We start from the raw sequence: 19751 nt of genomic DNA, 5'->3' as shown, positions 1-19751 counted from the left end.
TCACCGCGAACGCAACGCTTTCCGCCCGACGTGCAGGCCGGATCCGCCCGCTCTCACCGATCGCCTTGGATGCCCGGGCCCGATCGGGCTCTCTCCGGCTCGCCACGGCCTACACCTCGGCGATGACGCGCTGCCGGGATTCACCTCTGCGTCGCTGTGTCAACATGGATATCCCGCCCCCGCGTCTCCGGCAGCAGCAGGGCGGCGAGTGTGCCGACGAGGCTGAAGGCGGCGAGGTAGTAGGCCGGCACCATCCGGTCGCCGGTCGCGGCAATCAGCCAGTTCACGACGTAGTTCGTGCTGCCGCCGAAGATCGAGACCGAGAGCGCGTAGACGATGGACAGCCCGGCGCTGCGCACCGCCCGCGGCAGGGCTTCGGGAATGGCGACGATGATCGCCGCCGCGTTGATCGAGGACAGGGCCGAGAGCAGGAAGGTGACGGCGTAGACGCTGAGCGCGCTCGGCTCTCGCAGCATCCACAGGAAGACCGGCACGGCGAGCACGAGGATCAGGGCCCGCGGCCAGATCAGCACCGGCTTGCGCCCGAACCGGTCGGCAAGCCAACCGCCGAGGAGCGGAAAGATCACCGAGGCCAGCCCCAGGGCGATCGGCACGGCGTTGGCCGCCATCTCCGAGAGACCGAGCGTCGCCCCGGCATAGACCGGCATGTTGGTGCCGATGGCGTTCGAGACGGTCGAGGCGGCGATGACGAGGAAGGTCAGGCCGAGCATCCGTCCGTGCTGGCGCAGCAGGCGGCCGAGCACGGCCCCCGTCGAACCCGCGGCGGCGGGATCGTGACCCTCGCCCGCCGTCTCCGGCAGATGGCTGCGGATCACGAGGCCGACCGGCACGACGAGGAGGCCGAGGCCGAACATCAGCCGCCAGCCCCAATCGGCCATGGCCGCATCGCCGAGCACCAGGGTCAGCACGGTGGCGAACAGGCCGGCGAACAGGGCGGCGCAGCCCTGGCTCGCGATCTGCCAACTCGCGACGAAGCCGCGGTGCCGCGCCGGGGCTGCCTCGATCAGGAAGGCGGTGGAGGGGCCGACCTCGCCGCCGAGCGCCAGGCCCTGGATCAGCCGCCCGGCGATCACGATCACCTGAGCCCAGACGCCGAGGACCGCCGTGCCGGGGCAGGCCGCCAGCATCAGCATGCCGACGGCCATCAGCGCGATGGTGATGAGCATGGCGGGCTTGCGCCCGGCCCGGTCGGCGAAGGCGCCGATCAGCACGCCGCCCACGGGGCGCATCACGTAGCCGATCCCGAACAGGGCGAGCGAGGCGAGCAGGCTGTCGGTCGGGCTGTCCGAGGGGAAGAAGGTCGCGCCGATCGACTTGGCGAAGAAGGCGTAGATCGTGAAGTCGTAGAATTCGAGGGCATTGCCGAGCACGACCGCTCCCACGGCCTTGCGGTCGAGGCGCGTCGGGGCGGCGCTGGCGGGCGAGTGCATCGTGATCCTGTCGTGAGATCCCGGACGGGTGGGCGCGGCGGAAGGCCGGCTCCGGGCCAAAGGCGTTCGTGAGGGCGGCAGGTAGGTCGCCGCCGCCGCGCCGCCACCCCGTCTCGGCCGTGCTCCCGTCTCGCAGACTGCATTGCCGGCGACATTTTCCGGCGCGATCGGCTCCCCGCCCCCGGCATGATCGTGCTATCGCGCCCCGTCACCTCGCTTCCGGGATCGCTCACGCCCCTTGCGCCTGCTCGTCGTCGCCATCGGACGCCTGAAGAACGGGCCGGAGCGGGATCTCGCCGCCCGCTACCGCGAGCGCGCCGTCGCGCTCGGGAAGGGCCTCGGCGTCACCGCCTGCGACCTCGCCGAAATCCCCGAATCGCGCGCGCGCCGTTCGGCCGACCGCATCGCCGAGGAGGCGGCGGCGATCCTCGCCCTGGTGCCGGGCGACGCGGCAGTGATCGCCTGCGACGAGCGCGGCCGCTCCGACTGGCCGAGCGAGCGCATCGCCGACAAGATCGGGTCATGGCGCGATGCGGGGCGGGGCAGCCTCGTCCTCGTCGTCGGCGGGGCGGATGGCCTTCACGAGAATGTGCGCGGGCGTGCCGACCATATTCTCGCCTTCGGGGCGGCGACACTGCCGCACGGCCTGGTGCGCGTGCTCGCCCTCGAGCAGGTCTACCGGGCGCTGACCATCCTGGCCGGACACCCCTATCACCGGGGCGATCCCGAGGCATGAGATCCAAGGTGACGGCGCATTCCCGGTCGGCAACGATCCTGACGGCCACGCTGACGGCTCTTGCCTGCCTTGCAGGCGGCCTTGCCCTGCCCGTGCGCGCGCAGACGGTGCCTGATCCGGAGGCGATGCGGCGCACGCAGGAGGAGCGGGACCGCCGCGCCCAGAGCCTCAAGCAGATCGAGGACGCGCTGGCGGCCAGCAGCGGCAACCGGGCAGCACTCGAGTCCGAGATCGCCGCGATCGGCTCCGACCGGACCAAGCTCAGCGCCGCGCTGCTCGATGCCGGGCGGCAAGCCCAGGCGACCGAGGACCGGATGAACCGGCTGGAGGAGCGCCTGCGCGCGCTGACCGACAGCGACGCGGCGATCCGCAAATCGCTGGAGGCGCGCCGCGCGGTCATCGCCGAGATCCTGGCCGCGCTCCAGCGCATGGGCCGCCGCCCGCCGCCGGCCGTGCTGGTGCGCCCCGAGGACGTGCTGGCGGCGATCCGCACCTCGATGATGCTCGGCGCGGTGGTGCCGGAGCTGCGCGGCGAGGCCGACACCCTGGCCGGCGACCTCACCGAACTGGTGCGGGTGCGCGGCCTCATCGCCGCCGACCGCGAGGCGCTGAAGAAAGATCTCGCGGGGTGGGCCGCCGAGCGCCAGCGCCTCGACGCGCTGATCGCGGCCCGCCGCAGCCGTCAGGCGGAGGTCGAGACCAGCCTCACCGCCGAGCGCCAGAAGAGTACCGAGCTCGGCACTCAGGCCAAATCGCTCAAGGAACTCGTGGACCGGATGGAGGGCGAGCTGTCGAGCGCCCGCCGCGCCGCCGACGCCGTCCGCGCCGCCGCCGAACGCGAGCAGCGGGCGATCCAGGACAAGTTCGCGGCGGCCGGCGCGCGCGATCCGGCGCGGCTCGCCCCCAAGGTGAAGTTCACGGAAGCCCGCGGCGATCTGCCCAGGCCGGTGAGCGGCCCCCTGCTGCGCGGCTTCAACCAGCCCGACGGCCAGGGCGGCACCACCCGCGGCATCTCGCTGCGGGCACGGCCGAAGGCGGTGGTCTCCTCGCCCGCGGACGGGTGGGTCTCGTTTGCCGGACCCTTTCGCTCCTACGGGCGTCTCTTGATCATCAATGCGGGCGACGGCTACTATCTGTTGCTCGCGGGGATGGATCAGATCAACGTCGAGGTCGGCCAGTTCGTACTGGCGGGCGAACCGGTAGCCGTGATGGGCGAGGGCAGCGGCACCCCGGCAAGCACGCCGGCGAACGTGACGCAGGCTGCGTCACAGAAGGACGATGATCGGATTGATCCCGTCCTGTACGTCGAATTCAGGAAAGACGGCGGCTCCATCGATCCGGAGCCGTGGTGGGCCAGAAGTTCCAGCGAGAAGGTTCGCGGATAATGCGCAAAGTGTCCCTCGTGTTACTCGGCGCGGTCCTCGGCGTCGGCGCCTCGGCCCTGTCGACCCAGACCCAGCTCCTGTCCGGCACGAGCGCCATCGCGGCCTCGGCGGAGACCTACCGGCAGCTGAGCCTGTTCGGCGACGTGTTCGAGAAGGTGCGGACCGACTACGTCGAGAAGCCCGAGGAGTCGAAGCTGATCGAGTCGGCCGTCAACGGCATGCTGACCTCGCTCGATCCGCATTCGAGCTACATGGACGCGAAATCCTTCCGCGACATGCAGACGACGACGAAGGGCGAGTTCGGCGGCCTCGGCATCGAGGTCACCATGGAGGACGGCCTGATCAAGGTCGTCTCGCCGATCGACGACACGCCCGCCTCCAAGGCCGGCCTGCTCGCCAACGACATCATCACCCAGATCGATGAGGATCAGGTCCAGGGTCTCACCCTGAACCAAGCCGTCGACAAGATGCGCGGCCCCGTGAACTCCACGGTGAAGCTGAAGATCTCCCGCAAGGAGGCCAAGGAGCCGCTCGACGTCTCGCTGACGCGCGACGTCATCAAGATCCGCCCCGTGCGCTCGAAGGTCGAGAGCGGCGATGTCGGCTATGTCCGCCTGACTCAGTTCAACGAGCAGACCTATGACGGCCTGAAGACCGCGATCGACAAGCTCCAAAGCGAGATCGGCGGCGACAAGCTCAAGGGCTACGTGCTCGATCTGCGCAACAACCCCGGCGGCCTGCTCGATCAGGCGGTGATGGTGTCCGACGCCTTCCTCGACCGCGGCGAGATCGTCTCGACCCGCGGCCGCAACCCAGACGAGACGCAGCGCTTCTCCGCCAAGGCCGGGGATCTGGCCAAGGGCAAGCCCATCGTGGTGCTGGTGAACGGCGGCGCGGCCTCTGCCTCCGAGATCGTGGCCGGCGCCCTGCAGGATCACAAGCGCGCGACCATCATGGGCACGCGCTCCTTCGGCAAGGGCTCGGTGCAGTCGATCATCCCGCTCGGCGGCCAGGGCGCCCTGCGCCTGACCACCGCGCGCTACTACACGCCGTCCGGCCGCTCGATCCAGGCGAAGGGCATCGAGCCGGATCAGGAGGTGCTGCAGGAGGTGCCCGACGACCTGAAGGGCAAGGACGAGACCAAGGGCGAGGCCGGCCTGAAGGGCCACCTGAAGCAGAAGGATACCGAGGAGCGCGGTGGTTCCTCGGCCTACATCCCGCCGGATCCGGCCAAGGACAAGCAGCTCATCTCTGCGGTCGATTTCCTGCACGGCATCCAGAAGGGTGCAGCCAACGTGACGAAGCCGGCTACGCAGAACTGATTGTGCCGGCCCGCAGCGGGCATCCGCCGCGGTGTTAGGGAAAGATTAACCATGACGGCCCGCAATACCGGTTCAGACCGGGATTGCGGGCCGTTTCTCGTTGGAGGCTGCGCCCGGTTCTCAGAGCATGCGCCAACAGGCAGGACGGCGGGTGAGCGACGCGGCCGACGACATCCTGACGAAGCCTCTCGGTGTCGCGGACAAGGCGGCCCGTCCGCGCTTTGCCCTGCGCCCGTCCGCAGGCGCGGCGGCGGCGGGCGGCGGCGCCGTGATTCTGGCGCTGATCGCCGGTGGCATCGCGCTCACAGGCGATCCCCGCGGCGGCGAGCCTCGGGGCCAAGCGCTCATCGAGATCCGCGAGGCCCCTGCCTCGGCCCCCCGCATCGCAGACGCCGCACCGCCCGCCTCGAAGGGACCGGCACAATCCGCCAGCGAGGTCGAACAAGCCTCCGGCGTCAGCGTGTTCCGCCCCGACGGTTCGACGGCCCCCGATGCACCGGTGATCATCCGCGTCCCGAACGCGGCCCAGGTGAAGCTCGCGCCGGCCCCCGATGCGCGCCTGACCGAGCGCGGGCGCCACGGCCCCCTGCCCCGCCTCGGCGAAGGACGGCTGCGCCCGCTCGACGTCTATGCCCGCCCGGACGAGCCCGGCACCGGGCCGCGCATCGCGATCCTCGTCTCCGGTCTCGGCATCGGCGAGAACGCCACCCTCGGCGCCATCGCCCGGCTTCCGGCGGCGGTCAGCCTCGCGCTCTCGCCCTACGGCAACGATCTCGAAAAGACTGCGACCCGCGCCCGCGAGGCCGGCCACGAGATCCTGCTCCAACTACCGATGGAGCCGTTCGACTATCCCGACAGCGATCCGGGGCCGCAGACGCTCCTGGCCTCGGCCCGCCCCGGCGAGAACCTCGACCGGGCGGCCTGGGCGATGAGCCGGTTCCCCGGCTTCGTCGCGGCCGTGAACTTCATGGGCGCCAAGCTGATGAGCGAGCCCGCCGCCCTCGAACCGGTGCTGAAGGACCTATCCGCCCGCGGGCTCGGCTTCGTCGATGACGGTGCGGCGCCCGGCTCGCAGGTCGCGACCGCCGCGGCGAAGACCAAGCTGCCGACCGCGCGGGCCGAGATCGTGATCGACGCCGTCGCGAGGCCCGACGCCATCGACGCGGAACTCGCACGCCTGGAGACGCTGGCTCGGCAGAAGGGCCTCGTGCTGGCCTCGTCCAGTGCCTCGCCCTTGACGATCGAGCGCCTGTCGCGGTGGTCGCGCGATCTGGAGGCACGCGGCATCCGGCTCGTGCCGGTGAGCGCGATCCTGCGCCGCCCGGGCAGCGTCTCCAAGCTGACGAGCGCCGCGCCCTAAACATCGCCCGAACGGCGGTTGCCGATGGTGGGATGGCGGCCATCCAAAATCGGTCATCCGGCCGGATTGGTCAGGACCCGGCCCGATCGAGCGAGTTCGTCGGCGTGATGCCGTCTGAGCCCGGCAAATCTCCGGACGGCACACCGTGACACGCTTGCCCTGCATTTCTGGCGCATGGGACACGCGCAGATCGCATGAAGATCATCCCATATCAGTCTTCGGCTCACTGCGAAGCATACATCCATTTAATCCCGTCACGCTGCGAGAAATCATTTGAACAATTCGCGATCCGGTAAGTGTTTTCGGGCCAGGATCCCGCCGCTCGCTCAGCAGAATCGCGCGAGCCGTTCCTGTCGGAGTCCTCCGTGTCGCTCCAAACTCTCCCCATTCGCAGCAAGCTCATCGCTTCATTCACGGTGCTGACGATCCTTCTCGTCAGCTTAGGGGTTCTGGGCCTCGTCGGAACGCAGACGATGCGCGACCAAGCACTCGACATCGAGCGCAACTGGCTTCCCAGCGTGCGCCTGCTCGGCGAGATCGACACGGCGGCGGCGCGGATGAACGGCGTGATGCTGCGGCACACGCAAGCGACCGACCCGCAACTGATCGCGTCCATGGACAAGGATTTCGAGCGCTTCGGCAAGCTCATCACCGATAAGCGCGCGGCCTACGAGACCCTAATCACCGATGCCGCGGAGCGGGCGCTCTACGACACCTATGCGCGGGAAACCGCCACCTTCGAGGCCGAGCGGCGGACCGTGATGGATCTCTCGCGTCAGGGCCGGAAGGCGGACGCCTTCTCCTACTACGAGGCGAAAGGCCTCGCCCCGCGCCGGGCGATGTCGAACGCCCTGGAGAAGCTGATCGCCTTCAACAACGAAGGCGCCGCCCGCGCAATGGCGAAGGGCGAGACCGTGTTCCAGCAGGTGCGAACGATCGGCCTTGCCGTCCTCGTCTTCGGGCTCGTCCTCGCGATCCTGCTCGCGGTGCTGATCACCCGCGGCGTGACCCGCGGTATCGCCTCCGTGGTCGAGCCGATGCAGGCGCTGGCTGCGGGCGACCTTACGGTGACGATCCCGCATCAGGGTCGGCGGACCGAGATCGGGACGATCGCCGACGCGGTGCAGATCTTCAAGGCGGGGTTGATCCGCATGCGCAACCTTGAGGAGGAGAGCGCCGCGGCCCGCGCCGGGGCGGAAGCGCAGCGCAAGGCGGCGATGCGCGAGATGGCGGAGCGGTTCGAGGGCGCGGTCGGCGGCGTCGTCAGCCTCGTCTCGTCCGCCGCAGCCCAATTGCAGGCCTCGGCGCATGGCATGACCGGCGCCGCGACCCGTACCGCCGGCCAATCGATCAGCGTGGCGGCGGCGGCGGAAGAAGCCGCGACCAACGTCAACACCGTGGCGGCGGCGGCCGAGGAGCTGGGCGCCTCGGTGCAGGAGATCGGTCGGCAGGTCAGCGGCTCCTCGACGCTCGCCCAGGCGGCGGTGGGAGAGGCCGCGCAAACGGCGGCCCATGTCCGGGCTCTCAGCGCGGCTGTCTCCAAGATCGGCGACGTCGTCACCATGATCACCACGATCGCGGGGCAGACCAACCTGCTCGCCCTCAACGCCACCATCGAGGCGGCGCGCGCGGGTGAGGCCGGCCGCGGCTTCGCGGTGGTCGCGGCGGAAGTGAAGGAGCTCGCCAACCAGACCGCACGGGCGACGGAGGAGATCTCCGGCCAGATCGGCCGCATTCAGGAGACCACGGGCCACGCAGTCTCGGCTATCGGCAGCATCACCGGGCGCATCGAGGAGATCAGTTCGGTGGCGGCCTCGATCGCGGCAGCGGTGGAGCAGCAGGGCGCGGCGACACAGGAGATCGTGCGCAACGTCGCCCAGGCGGCCATGGGTGCGGGCGAGGTGACGAGCAACATCGCGGGCGTGGCGCAGGCCGCCGAGGAGGCAGGGGCGACCGCCGCCGAAGTGCTCGCCGCCTCCTCCGAGCTGTCGCACCAGTCCCAGCATCTCTCGGCGGAAGTCGGCCGCTTCCTCGCCAACGTGCGCGCCGCCTGAGTTCTACCTCGGGAACGGCAGGGAAAGACGTGGGCTCGGCCGAGGCCGCGCCCACGCTCGTTTTACGGCCTCAGATAGGGGTTAGGTCGGCGTTGCCCGCACCGGTTCGGCCTCCTATGGTCGCGCCGCCAGCACGAGCCCGCCATGACCCGCCCCGACGACGACCTCCTGCGCCTGCCCGAGGGCAGCGCGCTGCCCTACCGCCCCTGCGTGGGGGTAACCCTGTTCCACCGCGACGGCCGCGTCTTCATCGGGCGGCGCAAGCGCGAGGCGGGCCCCGAACATGTCGATGGCGATCTCGCGTGGCAGATGCCGCAGGGCGGGATCGACGAGGGGGAAGAGCCCCTCGCCGCGGCGCTCCGCGAACTCCACGAAGAGACCAACGTGCCGGCCGACGCCGTCACGCTGCTCGGCGAGACCCGCGACTGGCTCGCCTACGATCTGCCGCCCGCGGTGATGAAGCAGGCCTGGAAGGGCCGCTACCGCGGCCAGCGCCAGAAATGGTTCGCCTTCGGCCTCACCGGCGACGCGTCGGTGATCGACGTGGAGGCCCCCGGCGACGGCCATCACAAGCCCGAATTCGAGGCGTGGCGCTGGGAGCGGCTCGAAGTGCTGCCGGATCTCATCGTTCCCTTCAAGCGCCCCGTCTACGAGGGCGTCGTCGCGGCTTTTTCCGGGCTGACGGGCTGGCATGGCGCCGGGGACAATGGGGCCGGGGACAACCCGGCATGATCCATCCGCGCGTCCGCGGCTGATCCGATGCGGTGGTGGCTCATTCCCCTTCTCGCGGTGGCGGCTTGGTTCGCCTACACGCTGACGCCGTTCTGGTCGCTCTACGGCTTCGCTGCCGCGGTGCAGGCGGGCGACGCGGCCGCCGTGGAGCAGCGGGTCAACTTCCGCACGCTGCGCCTGTCGCTCGCGCGCCAGATCAGCGCCGCCGTGAAGGCCGACAGCAACGCCCTCGATCCGCGCGAGCGGCAGCGCATCGCCGACGCGGCGGCGGCGGTCGCGCTCCCGATCATGGAATCGGCGCTGACGCCGAAGGCCGTGATCGACCTCCTCGACGACGGCTGGCCGCAGGGCGCCGACCTCGCCGCCCCGGCCGGCCGGCACGAGCGGCGCGACGGCCTGCGCATCCCCGATCTCAAGCGGCTGCTGGGCTACTATCTCGCCGCCGACATGCGTGGCTTCCGCTCCGTGCTGGTCGCCGTGCCGCCGGACCGGCCCCGCCACGAGCAGTTCCGCATCCGCCTGCGCCTGCGCGATTGGGGTTGGCGCCTCGTCGATATCGAGCTGTCCGACGACCTGCGCCGCCGCATCGCCGAGAAGGCGGCGGCCGCCGCCGCCCGGCTGCGCGACGGCCGCCCCAACCCCGACAAGACCGGGCCGGATGCCTCCCCGTCTCGCGAGCCGTGATCGACCCCGGCACACAATTACGAAAGACCCTGGCTTTTAATCCGCCGCCCCCATAGGTGAATCGCCACCAACGGCCCCGCCTTTCGGAGCGCAGTCTTGAGCGAGCCCGCTGCCCCCCTCTCCGGAGCGGACGGATCGGTATCCGGGCCGGGCCGCCGCCTTGGCGCCGGCCTGCTGATCGCCACCCTCGGCGTCGTCTACGGCGATATCGGCACGAGCCCGCTCTACGCCCTCAAGGAGGCGGTGCGCGCCGCAAGTCCGGGCGGAAATCCGAGCCCGGTCGCGGTGACCGGCGCCGTCTCGCTGATCCTGTGGGCGCTGATCCTCGTCGTCTCGCTGAAATACGCGGTGCTGATCCTGCGCGCCGACAACCGTGGCGAGGGCGGCATCGTCGCCATGCTGGCGCTGCTCGGCGCCCGCCATGCGCAACCCGGCTCGCGGCAGGCACTGCTGCTCGTGGTCGGCCTCGTCGGTGCCGCCCTGCTCTACGGCGACGGCGCGATCACCCCGGCGATCTCGGTGCTCTCGGCGGTGGAGGGCCTGCGGGTCGATGCGCCCGCCCTCGACCGCTTCATCGTGCCGATCACGCTGGTCATCCTCGTCGGCCTGTTCCTCGTGCAGCGCCAGGGGGCGGCCTTCATCGGCCGGATTTTCGGGCCGGTGATGCTGGTCTGGTTCCTCGTGCTGGCCGCCCTCGGCATCGGCGGCATCGTGCAGGCGCCGCAGATCCTGGCGGCGGTCAATCCGCTGCGCGCGGTCGAGTTCACGGCGCATGCCGGCCTGCATGTCGGCTTCACGATGCTGGGCGCGGCCTTCCTCGCCGTCACCGGCGGCGAGGCGATGTATGCCGATCTCGGCCATTTCGGCGCGCGGGCGATCCGCGTCGCGTGGTTCGTTCTCGTGCTGCCGGCGCTGGTGATCCACTATTTCGGGCAGGGCGCGATCCTGTTGGTCGATCCGTCCGCGGCCGAGAACCCGTTCTACCGCCTGACGCCGGGCGTCCTGCATTACCCGCTGATCGGGCTGGCGACGCTGGCCGCCGTCATCGCCTCACAGGCCGTGATCTCGGGGGTGTTCTCGCTGACCCGGCAATCGATCCAGCTCGGCTTCCTGCCGCCGCTGCGCATCGTCCACACCGCGCCCGACGAGAGCGGGCAGATCTATGTGCCGCTGGTGAACTGGCTGCTGGCCGCCGCGACGCTCGCGGCCGTTCTGATCTTCCGTTCCTCCGACGCGCTGGCCGGGGCCTACGGCATCGCCGTCTCGCTGCTGATGGCGATCACGACCCTGCTCGCCGGCCTCGTCGCCCGCAAATGGGGTTTCGGCTGGCCCATCGTGCTCGCGGTCAACGGCTTCTTCCTCGTGATCGACCTGATCTTCCTCTCGGCCAACAGCGTGAAGCTGTTCGAGGGTGGCTGGTTTCCGCTGCTGCTGGCGGGTGCGATCGCCTTCCTGATGCTGACATGGCTCAAGGGCAACACCTGCCTGGAACAGGCGCGCACGGGCCTGCGCCCGCCGGAGGCGCACTTCCTCGAGAGCCTCCGCCACGAGCCGCCGACGACCCTGCCGGGCTCGGCTGCCTTCCTGTCCTCGGCGACCGAAGGTATCCCGCTGCCGATGCTGCGCTTCGTCGAGCGCCTGGGCGCACTGCACGCCCGCGTGCTGATCGTGACCGCCCTGTTCGAGGAGACGCCGACGGTGCCGCGCGAGGAGCGCGCCCGCGTCACCGAGATCACCCCCGACATCCGCCGCGTCGTGCTGCATTACGGCTTCATGCAATCGGCCTCGATACCCGAGGGGCTGGATTGTGCCGTCGGCGCCGGCCTCCTACCGAAGGAATTCACCGAGGATCTCACCGTCTTCGTCGGCCACGAGACGATCATCCCGGTCTCCGACCAGCGCGGCATGTCGGACTGGCGCGAGGCGGTCTTCGCGGTGATGCAGAACAACGCCGAGCGCACCGGCGCCCATTTCTGCGTGCCGGCGCGGCAGGTGATCGAGATCGGCACGGAGATCGAGATTTGAGAGGCGGCTACTCGTCCGCCTGTCCCTTGCCCGTCATCCGGAGCTGCGAGGCGACGCATTCGCGGACCGCGTCCTCGATCTTGGCCTTCTGCGCATTGGAATAGCCCGCTACCTCGTCGATGCATTTGACGAAGTAGCCCGCCGTGAAGCTCTCGTTGACCGACACGAACGACTTGCCGAAGCGGGTCGCGAGTTGGAGGCGATCCATGGTCGAGCTCTGCCGCCACGCCTCCAGCGTGTCGGTCATCGACAGGGCGCTGGCGGCGCCGGGCGCGAGGATCGCGGCGAGAAGGAGGATGGAGTAGCGGCACGTCATGCTGAAACCTCCCGAATGTCTTTTCTGTTTTTCCCGATCAGATTTTCCGAACATTCCGCCCGATCCGACAATCGAGTTGGATGTACCGGCCGATCTCGCCAGATAAACCCTTCGGGACTGCCAGACAGCCGAACACCTGGATCGTTCTTCTTATTTTGCTCTGAGAGTTTGACGGATGCCCGCAGCGATGGCGACGAGGGCTCATCTCACGGCGTCCAATGCGAAAACCCTGCGACGCGATGGATCAGGCGCCGGCCGCGCGCGGTCTCTCCGAACGGAGCGAGCTCCCAGGTCCAGGCCTGCTCAGGGCGTCCGAGCCGCACGCCGTAGAGAAGGTCGTGCCGCGCGTGGACCTGCCCCTGCCGGTCCTCCTCGGTCTCGTCGATGTCGGTGACGAGACAGACACGCGCCGTCAGGCCCGCCAGCGCATCGAGATGGCCCTCGACGATCCGGCGGCCGAAGGCGTCGCCGTCCGCCGAGGTCCAGGCCCCGAGGGGATGGCGCGAGGCCTCGAGCCGCTCGACCGGGCGGATCGGCAGTTGCGAGAGGAGGTTGGCGGAGATGACGAGGCCGGTGCCGGGTTCGGCGCAGACCGGCGGCAGGCGGGGATCGAGATCGCGCGCCGCACCGGTCATCAGCGCCATCGCGCCACTGAGATCCGCCGTCAGCGTCTCGACATGGGGGAAGGCGCGGATCGCGCGCCGGGCGGGCCGGAGATGCACGGCATCGATCAGCACCACCCGCCGGAAGGTTCTGGCGAGATCCGCCAACGGCACGTCGAGCAGGAGCCCGGAGCCCAGCACCACCGCGGTGTCGCGCCGCTCGGTGGCGGCGATGGCCGCGCGCATCACCGCCCGGCTCGCCTCCAGATGCGGCGCCCAGGCCCGGCGGCAGCGGCGCGCCCGCGACATCAGCCAGATGCTGTCGCGCAGGTAGCCGAGCCGGCGCTGGGCCCGCGGCGCGGGCGTGGTGAGGAGATGCAGGAGATCGAGCAGCACGGGCCGGTGGCGTCCGGCACGGGGCCTCGCGTGTCAAGCCGCGTCACGTCTTGGTCGCGAACAGGAGCCAGAAGCTGCTGCCACTTCCGCCCAGACGTGATCCGGCCATGAATTCCCGCTCCGCCCGCCTCTCTGCGGCCCTGATCGCACTTTGCGCCGCCGTCGGCGTCGGGTTCGGCTTCTCCGCCGTTTTCGGCCGGACCGGCTCGGTGCCGCTCGCGGCCTGGATCATGGCCGCCTACTTCACGAACCTCACCGGGCTCCTCGTCTTCGCGGTGTTCGGCGGGATCGCCCTGCGGGTGCCGGCCCTGGCCCAGCCCCGGCTCGTCGCCACAACCGTGCTCGCGACCCTGCTCGTCGGCCTCGTGCAGCGGTTGCTGCTCTACGGTGTCAGGACCCTGCGCGGCGGCGACCTCGTCGGCGATGTCCTGCTCCACCAAGCGCTGCCGGTGATGGTGCCGCTGTTCTGGCTCGCCTTCGTGCCGAAGGGGCGCCTTGCGCTGCGCGATCTCGCGCTGTTTGCCAGCTACCCGCTGATCTACCTCGGCTACACGCTCGCCCGCGGCGCCTACGACGCGCGCTATCCGTACCCGTTCCTCGATGTGGGCAAGATCGGCTGGGGGCCGGTGGCGGCCTATGCCGGGGCGATCGCGGCGGCCTTCCTCGCGGTCGGATGGACGCTGGTGCTCCTCGACCGGCGCCTCGCGCGGCGCAAGGCCTTGGCGGGATAGAGCGCTACCCCTCGAACAAAGTGGCGATCTCGCCAGGCCCCAGGATCCGGAACTCGCCCGCCGGCAAGTCCGCGGGGAGCGCCAGGCCGCCGACGCGGTCGCGGTGGAGTGCATCGACGTGGTTGCCGAGCGCGGCGAACATGCGCCGGACCTGATGGTAGCGGCCCTCGTGCAGGGTCACGGTGCAATGGGTCGGGCCGTCGGTCTCCATCTCCACCGGCAGGAGCGGCTTGTCCTCGTCCTCCAGCATCATCTCGCCCGAGGCGAGGATCGCGGTCTCGTCGCCCTGGAGCGGGCGGGCCAGGGTCACCCGATAGCGCTTGGACACCTTGGCCTTCGGCGCGATGATCCGGTGCAGCAGCGCGCCGTCATCGGTCATCAGCAGGAGGCCCGAGGTCTCCTTGTCGAGGCGCCCGACGGTGGAGAGCGCCGGATCGCGCCGCCGCCAGCGCTCGGGCAGCAGGCTGTAGACCAGCGGCCCGACCTCCTTGTGCGAGCAGGTGACGCCGAGCGGCTTGTGCAGCATCAGGCAGAGGCCCGGCAGCGGATCGAGCGCCTCGCCCTGCACCCGCATCCGGGCGGAGAGATCGGGCGCGAGCGGGATGCGCTGCGAGGCGTCCCGCAGGGCCTGCCCGTCGAGGCGGACGAGGCCGGCGCGGGCCAGCCCCTCGACCTCCCGGCGCGAGCCGTAACCGAGATTGGCCAGCAGCCGGTCGAGGCGGAGCGCCTTCATTTACGCGCCTCGAACAGCTTGTAGCCCCCCTCCGTCGCCAGCGTCGTGACGGTGCGGAAGGCGGCGCGCAGGGGCGCCTCGTAGGGCAGGTGGGTGTTGGCGACGAGATAGAGCGTTCCACTCGGCCGCAGTACCGCCGCCGCGCGGTTGATGAAGACCTGGCCGAGCGCCTGATCCTCGGCGCCGCCATCGTGGAAGGGCGGGTTGGTGACGACGAAGTCGAGGCCCGATAGGGCCAGCTCGGCGCTGCGCAGATCCGCCCAGTGCAGGGTGGCGCCGGGCTCGCCGACGTTGCGGCGGGCCATCTCGATGGCGCGGCGGTCGATGTCGATCAGGGCGAGCGACGCGACCTTCGCCGATTTCAGCACCGCACGGGCCAGGATGCCGAGGCCGCAGCCGAAATCGGCGCCGCGCCCCGAGAGCGCGGGCAGATGCCGCAGCAGCAGGGCGCTGCCGGGATCGAGCCGGTCCCAGGAGAAGATTCCGGGCTGGGTGCAGAGCGCGAGGTTGTCGATGTGACGCGGCGCGCCGCCCGCCAATGCGGCCTCGAGGCCGGCGGGCACCTCGGGACGCGTCGCCGTGCAGATGCGGTGGTGGCGTCGCGGTTCGTCGGTGACGGCGCAGCCGAAGCCACGCAGCTCCTTGGCGAGCCGGGTGCCGCCCTTGTCCTTGGGCGCCATCGCCACCAGTCGCCCGCCGGGCCGCACGGCGCGGATCGCGAGCGCCAGGGCGTAGCGCCGCTCCGCCGTGCCGGGCGGGGCCAGCAATAGGGCTGAATCGAGGCTCGCCTCGGCGACATCCTCCAGCCGCGCCGATCCGGGGATCAGCGGCGAGACCTGGGCGGCCCCATCGGGCACCTCCGCGAGGTCTGCGGGAGGGAGGCCGTAGAGGATGGCTCGGATGTCGGAGTCGGTTTGGGGCATGGGGGTTGGCATTCAGGCTGCGGCCATCGGGATCATGATCCTTCCAGCCCTCGCCCTCATCCTGAGGTGCCGACGCGGAGCAGCGGCCTCGAAGGATCGTCCAGATCCCGCGCGATCCCTGGAGGATCCGTCAAAGCCCGCTCGGGCGGGCACCTCAGGATGAGGGCGAGGATGGGATGGATGAGGGAATAGAGGTCAGCCCGTCGGGAATTCGAGGCCCATCTCGCGATAGCGCGCGGGATCGTCGGCCCAGTTCTCGCGGACCTTCACGTGCAGGAACAGGTGCACCTTGGCCTCGGCCACCTCGGTGATCTCGATGCGGGCCGCCTGCCCGATCGCCTTGATGGTCTGGCCGTTCTTGCCCAGCACGATCGAGCGCTGGCTCTCGCGCTCGACGAAGATCGTCTGCTCGATGCGCACCGATCCGTCGGGCCGCACCTGCCACTGGTCGGTCTCGACGGTGGAGCGGTAGGGCAATTCCTCGTGCAAGCGGTCGTAGATCTTTTCCCGGGTGATCTCGGCGGCCAGCATGCGTAGCGGCGCGTCGGAGATCTGGTCCTCGGGGTAGAGCCATGGGCTCGGCGGCATCCGCGCGGCCAGCGCCTTGCGCAGGTCGGCGACACCGTCGCCCTTGAGCGCCGAGATCAGGAAGGTGTCCTCGAACGGCACCATCGCGTTGAGCTTTGCCACCAGTTCGAGCAGACGCTCGCGGGCGATCAGGTCGATCTTGTTGAGGATCAGGATCTTGGGCCGCTTCACCTCGGGCAGGCGGCGCAGGATGGTCTCGACCTCCTCGTCCGCACCTTTCCGGGCATCGATCAGCAGGCAGATCGCATCGGCATCCGCCGCGCCGCTCCAGGCGGAGTGCACCATGGCCCGGTCGAGGCGGCGCTTCGGGGCGAAGATGCCGGGCGTGTCCACCAGCACGATCTGCGCCTCGCCCTCCATGACGATGCCGCGTACCAGCGCCCGCGTCGTCTGGACCTTTCGCGAGACGATCGAGACCTTGGCGCCGACGAGGGCGTTGAGCAGGGTCGATTTGCCGGCATTCGGCACGCCGATCAGCGCGACGAAGCCTGCACGCGTCCCTTCCTGCGTCGCTTGCCGCACGTCCGGCCGCTGTTCCTGCGGGGCGCCGTCTTCGTCAGCCTCGTGTTCCGGCTCGTGCTCAGACATCCGATTCGACCATCCGCGACCTAACCACCTGATCCATCCTGTCCTTGCGTCCCACCGATGCCCTCGCGTGCGAGCACGGCACGGGCCGCCTCCTGCTCCGCGACGCGCTTCGAGGCGCCCTCGCCATAACCGGGTTCGATGCCTTCGACCCGCGCCGCGATCCGGAAGACCGGGGCGTGGTCGGGCCCGGAGCGCTCCACCACCTCGTAGACCGGGATCGCGAGGCTGCGCGCCATCGCCCATTCCTGCAAGGCCGATTTCGCATCGCGCCCGCGCGGGGCCGCGGTTTCCTCGCCGGGGCGGAAGGCGCGCTGCACGATTGCGCGCGTCGCCTCATAGCCGGCGTCGAGAAACACCGCGCCGAGAATCGCCTCGCAGACATCGGCCAGAATGGTCTGGTTGCGCCGCCCGCCGGTCTGGATCTCGCCGGGGCCGAGATTGAGATGCGGCCCGACCTCCCAGGCCTCGGCCACCACGGCACAGGTCTCGCGCCGCACGAGGCCGGCCAGACGCCGCGACAGCTCGCCCTCCTCCGCGCCCGGCAGGGCCTTGTACAGCGTCTCGGCGACCGCGAGCCCGAGCACCCGGTCGCCCAAGAATTCGAGGCGCTGATAGCTGCCGACCCGGCCGGAGGGACCAGCCTTGCTCACATGGGTGAGCGCCAGCGGCAGCAGCGTGGGGTCGGCGAAAACGTGGCCGATGCGCGCCTCCAGGACGGCGAGGCTCGGCCGGGGACGAGGCGCGCGCCGGGCGCGGCTGGAGCGAGCGGCGCCTTCGCCGTCCTCGCTCATCGCCCTCTTCTCCAAGGGAGAGGGGCGGATCGTCCCGTCGCTGTCACGTTCGTCAGGAGGTCAGTGAATCGTCGAGAAGATGCGGCCCCAGCGCACGTCCGACGGCCAGCGCCAGATCTGCCAGGCGGGGGTGCGCTCGTCGATGGAAAAGAAGATCATCTCGGCGCGGCCGACGAAGTTCTCGAACGGCACGTAGCCGACGCTGGCGAGGTCGCGCGAATCCGTGGAGTTGTCGCGGTTGTCGCCCATCATGAAGAAGTGACCGGCCGGCACCGTGTAGACCTCGGTGTTGTCCCAGAAGCCGCGGTCGCCATCGCGCTCGATCACCCGGTGCGTCACGCCGCCCGGCAGCGTCTCGTTGTACTGCGCGACCTTCACCGTCTGGTCGAAGGCATCGAGCGTCTCGTAATCGGCGATGCGCTCGCGCTTGACCGGCTTGCCGTTGATGTTGAGCACGCCCTCGATCACTTGAATCTTGTCGCCGGGCAGGCCGATCACGCGCTTGATGTAGTCGGTCGAATTGTCCTTCGGCAACTTGAACACGGCGATGTCGCCGCGCTTCGGCTCGGCGCCCCAGACCCGCCCATTCGCCTGGAATGGCAGGTACTCGGAGAGCGGCAGGGAGTATTTCGAGTAGCCGTAGGTGTATTTCGAGACGAACAGATAGTCGCCGATCAGCAGCGTCGGGATCAGCGAGCCCGAGGGGATGTTGAACGGCTGGAACAGCAGCGTGCGCACCACGAGCGCGATGAGCAGCGCCTGCACGCCGACCTTCACGGTTTCCCGGATGCTCGCCCAGGTTCCGGGCTCGGCCGGCCGGATCTCCGTCTTGCCCTCGCGATCCAAGCGCGCGCGTCCCATGCTCATGAGTGAAACAGCCTCCGGCCCCGCCGTAAGATCGGCAGCCGCGTCCCACGTGGCGGTGGCTGTCCTGCTGGGCGGCGGGTCTAGACTATGCTGCGCCGCCCCGCAACGCAGGGGATGTGCGGATACAAACCTATGATGTCGCGGTAATCGGCACCGCCTCGATGATCACGAAGGCTTGTGCGAGAGGCGGCTCATCGGTCAGCGTCAGGTGCAGGCGCGCCTCGTAACCCTCCGGCACCATGCGGGCGAGGTGTTCCCGCGCACCGCCGCTCAAATTGAGCGTCGGCTGGCCGCTGGGCAGGTTGACCACCTCCATGTCGCGCCAGAACACGCCCTGGCTCATGCCGGTGCCGAGCGCCTTGGCGCAAGCCTCCTTGGCGGCGAAGCGCCGCGCGTAGGACGGGCCGCGGGCGGCCCGCCGGTCGCATTTCGCCCGCTCGCCGTCGGTGAAGACGCGATGGGTGAAGCGTTCGCCGAAGCGTTCGAGCGAGGACTCGATGCGGCGGATGTCGCAGAGATCGGTGCCGATGCCGAGGATCACGGCTCGGCCTGCCGCCGCGCCCGGTCCATCGCCGCGCGCATGTCGTGAACCGCCTGCCGCAGGCCGACGAAGATCGCCTCGGCGATCAGGGCGTGGCCGATGTTCAGCTCGCGGATCTGCGGCAGGGCCGCGACGGGGCCGACGCTCTCCACGGTGAGGCCGTGACCGGCATGGATCTCCAGGCCGAGCCCGGCGCCGTGCGCGCTGGCCCGCACGATGCGGCCGAGTTCGTGCGCGATTCTCGTTTGATCGCCCTCGATCACCGCCTCGCAATAGGAGCCGGTATGCAGCTCGACCACGGGCGCGTGCAGGGCGTGGGCCGCCTCCATCACCGCCTCGTCGGGTTCGACGAACAGAGAGACGCGGATGCCGGCCTCCGACAGCGTGGCGATGCGCGGGGCCAGATGCGCGCGGCCGGCGATGATGTCGAGGCCGCCCTCGGTGGTGCGCTCCTCGCGCTTCTCCGGCACGAGGCAGGCGGCATGCGGCCGGGTGGCGAGCGCGATGCCGACCATTTCGTCGGTCGCCGCCATTTCGAGGTTGAGCGGCACCGGCAGCTTCCTGAGCGCCGCGATGTCGGCGTCGCGGATATGGCGGCGATCCTCGCGCAGATGCGCGGTGATGCCGTCGGCCCCCGCCGCCACGGCCTCGTGGGCGGCGCGCACCGGATCGGGCGCGAGCCCGCCGCGGGCGTTGCGGACGGTGGCGACGTGATCGATGTTCACGCCCAGGCGCAGGGACGACACGGCTGGCTTTCCGATACTCGGCGGATCGAAGGGCTGCCGGTGTAGCGGCTGCCGCCGGTGCTTGGAAGGGTCCCGGGTGGCGGCACCGCGCTGCGGCTCGCCGTCGCCGTCCTGATCCTGCTGCCGGCGACCCTGCTGCTCACCCAGCCGGACGCCCGGCCTTTCGCGGAGATGAGCACG

19 protein-coding genes are annotated in these 19751 nt (G+C 70.1%); 9 read left to right on the top strand and 10 right to left on the bottom strand.

Translation table 11 applies throughout. The annotated features are described in order from the left end of the window. Nucleotides 1–140: 140 nt before the first annotated feature. On the bottom strand, nucleotides 141–1451 hold the full coding sequence (locus MKK50_RS10020; RefSeq protein WP_499021963.1) for an MFS transporter: 1311 nt from the start codon (nucleotides 1449–1451) through the stop codon (nucleotides 141–143). A 238-nt stretch (nucleotides 1452–1689) separates the two neighbouring features. Here MKK50_RS10020 and rlmH point away from each other — a divergent pair, with 238 nt between their 5' ends. The 8 genes from rlmH to MKK50_RS09980 all read left to right on the top strand — a co-directional run bounded on the left by rlmH (nucleotide 1690) and on the right by MKK50_RS09980 (nucleotide 11749). After that, the gene (gene rlmH, locus MKK50_RS10015; RefSeq protein WP_253372585.1) at nucleotides 1690–2187 is read left to right on the top strand and encodes a 23S rRNA (pseudouridine(1915)-N(3))-methyltransferase RlmH; all 498 of its coding nucleotides are present in this window, start codon (nucleotides 1690–1692) and stop codon (nucleotides 2185–2187) included. Continuing rightward, nucleotides 2184–3572 carry a murein hydrolase activator EnvC family protein gene (locus tag MKK50_RS10010; RefSeq protein WP_499021961.1) on the top strand — a complete coding sequence of 463 codons (1389 nt, stop codon included), beginning with the start codon at nucleotides 2184–2186 and terminating at the stop codon, nucleotides 3570–3572. Before rlmH ends, MKK50_RS10010 begins: the two co-directional genes overlap by 4 nt. Next, entirely contained in the window at nucleotides 3572–4894 is a 1323-nt protein-coding gene (locus MKK50_RS10005; protein WP_499021959.1) for a S41 family peptidase, read from the top strand. Before MKK50_RS10010 ends, MKK50_RS10005 begins: the two co-directional genes overlap by 1 nt. A gap of 151 nt (nucleotides 4895–5045) precedes the next feature. Beyond that, nucleotides 5046–6254: a divergent polysaccharide deacetylase family protein gene (locus MKK50_RS10000; protein ID WP_499021958.1), complete on the top strand. Its 1209-nt coding sequence runs from the start codon at nucleotides 5046–5048 to the stop codon at nucleotides 6252–6254. A gap of 365 nt (nucleotides 6255–6619) precedes the next feature. Beyond that, complete coding sequence (locus tag MKK50_RS09995) at nucleotides 6620–8308, top strand: methyl-accepting chemotaxis protein (protein WP_499021957.1); 1689 nt, start codon at nucleotides 6620–6622, stop codon at nucleotides 8306–8308. A 144-nt stretch (nucleotides 8309–8452) separates the two neighbouring features. Then, a complete protein-coding gene (locus tag MKK50_RS09990; RefSeq protein ID WP_499021956.1) occupies nucleotides 8453–9040 on the top strand; it encodes an RNA pyrophosphohydrolase in 588 nt (195 codons plus the stop codon). A gap of 27 nt (nucleotides 9041–9067) precedes the next feature. Further along, the gene (locus MKK50_RS09985; RefSeq protein WP_499021955.1) at nucleotides 9068–9724 is read left to right on the top strand and encodes a DUF2939 domain-containing protein; all 657 of its coding nucleotides are present in this window, start codon (nucleotides 9068–9070) and stop codon (nucleotides 9722–9724) included. A gap of 96 nt (nucleotides 9725–9820) precedes the next feature. Further along, complete coding sequence (locus MKK50_RS09980; protein WP_499021954.1) at nucleotides 9821–11749, top strand: potassium transporter Kup; 1929 nt, start codon at nucleotides 9821–9823, stop codon at nucleotides 11747–11749. Between the two features lie 7 nt (nucleotides 11750–11756). Here the strand turns inward: MKK50_RS09980 and MKK50_RS09975 are convergent, their stop codons facing one another. After that, complete coding sequence (locus MKK50_RS09975) at nucleotides 11757–12065, bottom strand: hypothetical protein (protein WP_499021953.1); 309 nt, start codon at nucleotides 12063–12065, stop codon at nucleotides 11757–11759. A 206-nt stretch (nucleotides 12066–12271) separates the two neighbouring features. After that, on the bottom strand, nucleotides 12272–13063 hold the full coding sequence (locus MKK50_RS09970) for a hypothetical protein (RefSeq protein WP_499021952.1): 792 nt from the start codon (nucleotides 13061–13063) through the stop codon (nucleotides 12272–12274). A 107-nt stretch (nucleotides 13064–13170) separates the two neighbouring features. On the opposite strand from MKK50_RS09970, the gene MKK50_RS09965 reads away from it, so the two are divergent. Then, the gene (locus MKK50_RS09965; RefSeq protein WP_499021950.1) at nucleotides 13171–13794 is read left to right on the top strand and encodes a Pr6Pr family membrane protein; all 624 of its coding nucleotides are present in this window, start codon (nucleotides 13171–13173) and stop codon (nucleotides 13792–13794) included. 4 nt (nucleotides 13795–13798) lie between these two features. Here MKK50_RS09965 and MKK50_RS09960 read toward each other — a convergent pair whose 3' ends face one another. The 7 genes from MKK50_RS09960 to MKK50_RS09930 all read right to left on the bottom strand — a co-directional run bounded on the left by MKK50_RS09960 (nucleotide 13799) and on the right by MKK50_RS09930 (nucleotide 19571). Then, nucleotides 13799–14527, bottom strand: coding sequence for a pseudouridine synthase (locus tag MKK50_RS09960; RefSeq protein WP_253372605.1), 729 nt, complete (start codon nucleotides 14525–14527; stop codon nucleotides 13799–13801). Further along, nucleotides 14524–15450, bottom strand: coding sequence for a class I SAM-dependent methyltransferase (locus MKK50_RS09955; RefSeq protein ID WP_499021949.1), 927 nt, complete (start codon nucleotides 15448–15450; stop codon nucleotides 14524–14526). The genes MKK50_RS09960 and MKK50_RS09955 overlap by 4 nt, the downstream gene beginning before the upstream one ends. A 195-nt stretch (nucleotides 15451–15645) precedes the next feature. After that, nucleotides 15646–16626 carry a GTPase Era gene (gene era / locus MKK50_RS09950; RefSeq protein WP_499021948.1) on the bottom strand — a complete coding sequence of 327 codons (981 nt, stop codon included), beginning with the start codon at nucleotides 16624–16626 and terminating at the stop codon, nucleotides 15646–15648. A gap of 20 nt (nucleotides 16627–16646) precedes the next feature. Beyond that, a complete protein-coding gene (rnc, locus tag MKK50_RS09945; RefSeq protein WP_499021947.1) occupies nucleotides 16647–17417 on the bottom strand; it encodes a ribonuclease III in 771 nt (256 codons plus the stop codon). 60 nt (nucleotides 17418–17477) lie between these two features. Beyond that, nucleotides 17478–18284: a signal peptidase I gene (gene lepB / locus MKK50_RS09940; protein WP_253372611.1), complete on the bottom strand. Its 807-nt coding sequence runs from the start codon at nucleotides 18282–18284 to the stop codon at nucleotides 17478–17480. A 130-nt stretch (nucleotides 18285–18414) separates the two neighbouring features. After that, nucleotides 18415–18825 (bottom strand): holo-ACP synthase, encoded by a 411-nt coding sequence (gene acpS, locus MKK50_RS09935; protein ID WP_253372613.1) that lies wholly within the window; start codon nucleotides 18823–18825, stop codon nucleotides 18415–18417. After that, the gene (locus MKK50_RS09930; RefSeq protein ID WP_499021945.1) at nucleotides 18822–19571 is read right to left on the bottom strand and encodes a pyridoxine 5'-phosphate synthase; all 750 of its coding nucleotides are present in this window, start codon (nucleotides 19569–19571) and stop codon (nucleotides 18822–18824) included. The genes acpS and MKK50_RS09930 overlap by 4 nt, the downstream gene beginning before the upstream one ends. Nucleotides 19572–19751: the final 180 nt, after the last annotated feature.

This window comes from Methylobacterium sp. J-043, assembly GCF_022829505.1.
In the GTDB taxonomy this organism is placed as follows: Bacteria; Pseudomonadota; Alphaproteobacteria; order Rhizobiales; family Beijerinckiaceae; genus Methylobacterium; species Methylobacterium extorquens_A.
The sequence above is the reverse complement of the archived record's forward strand: the minus strand, read 5'-3'. Positions and strand labels throughout refer to the sequence as shown.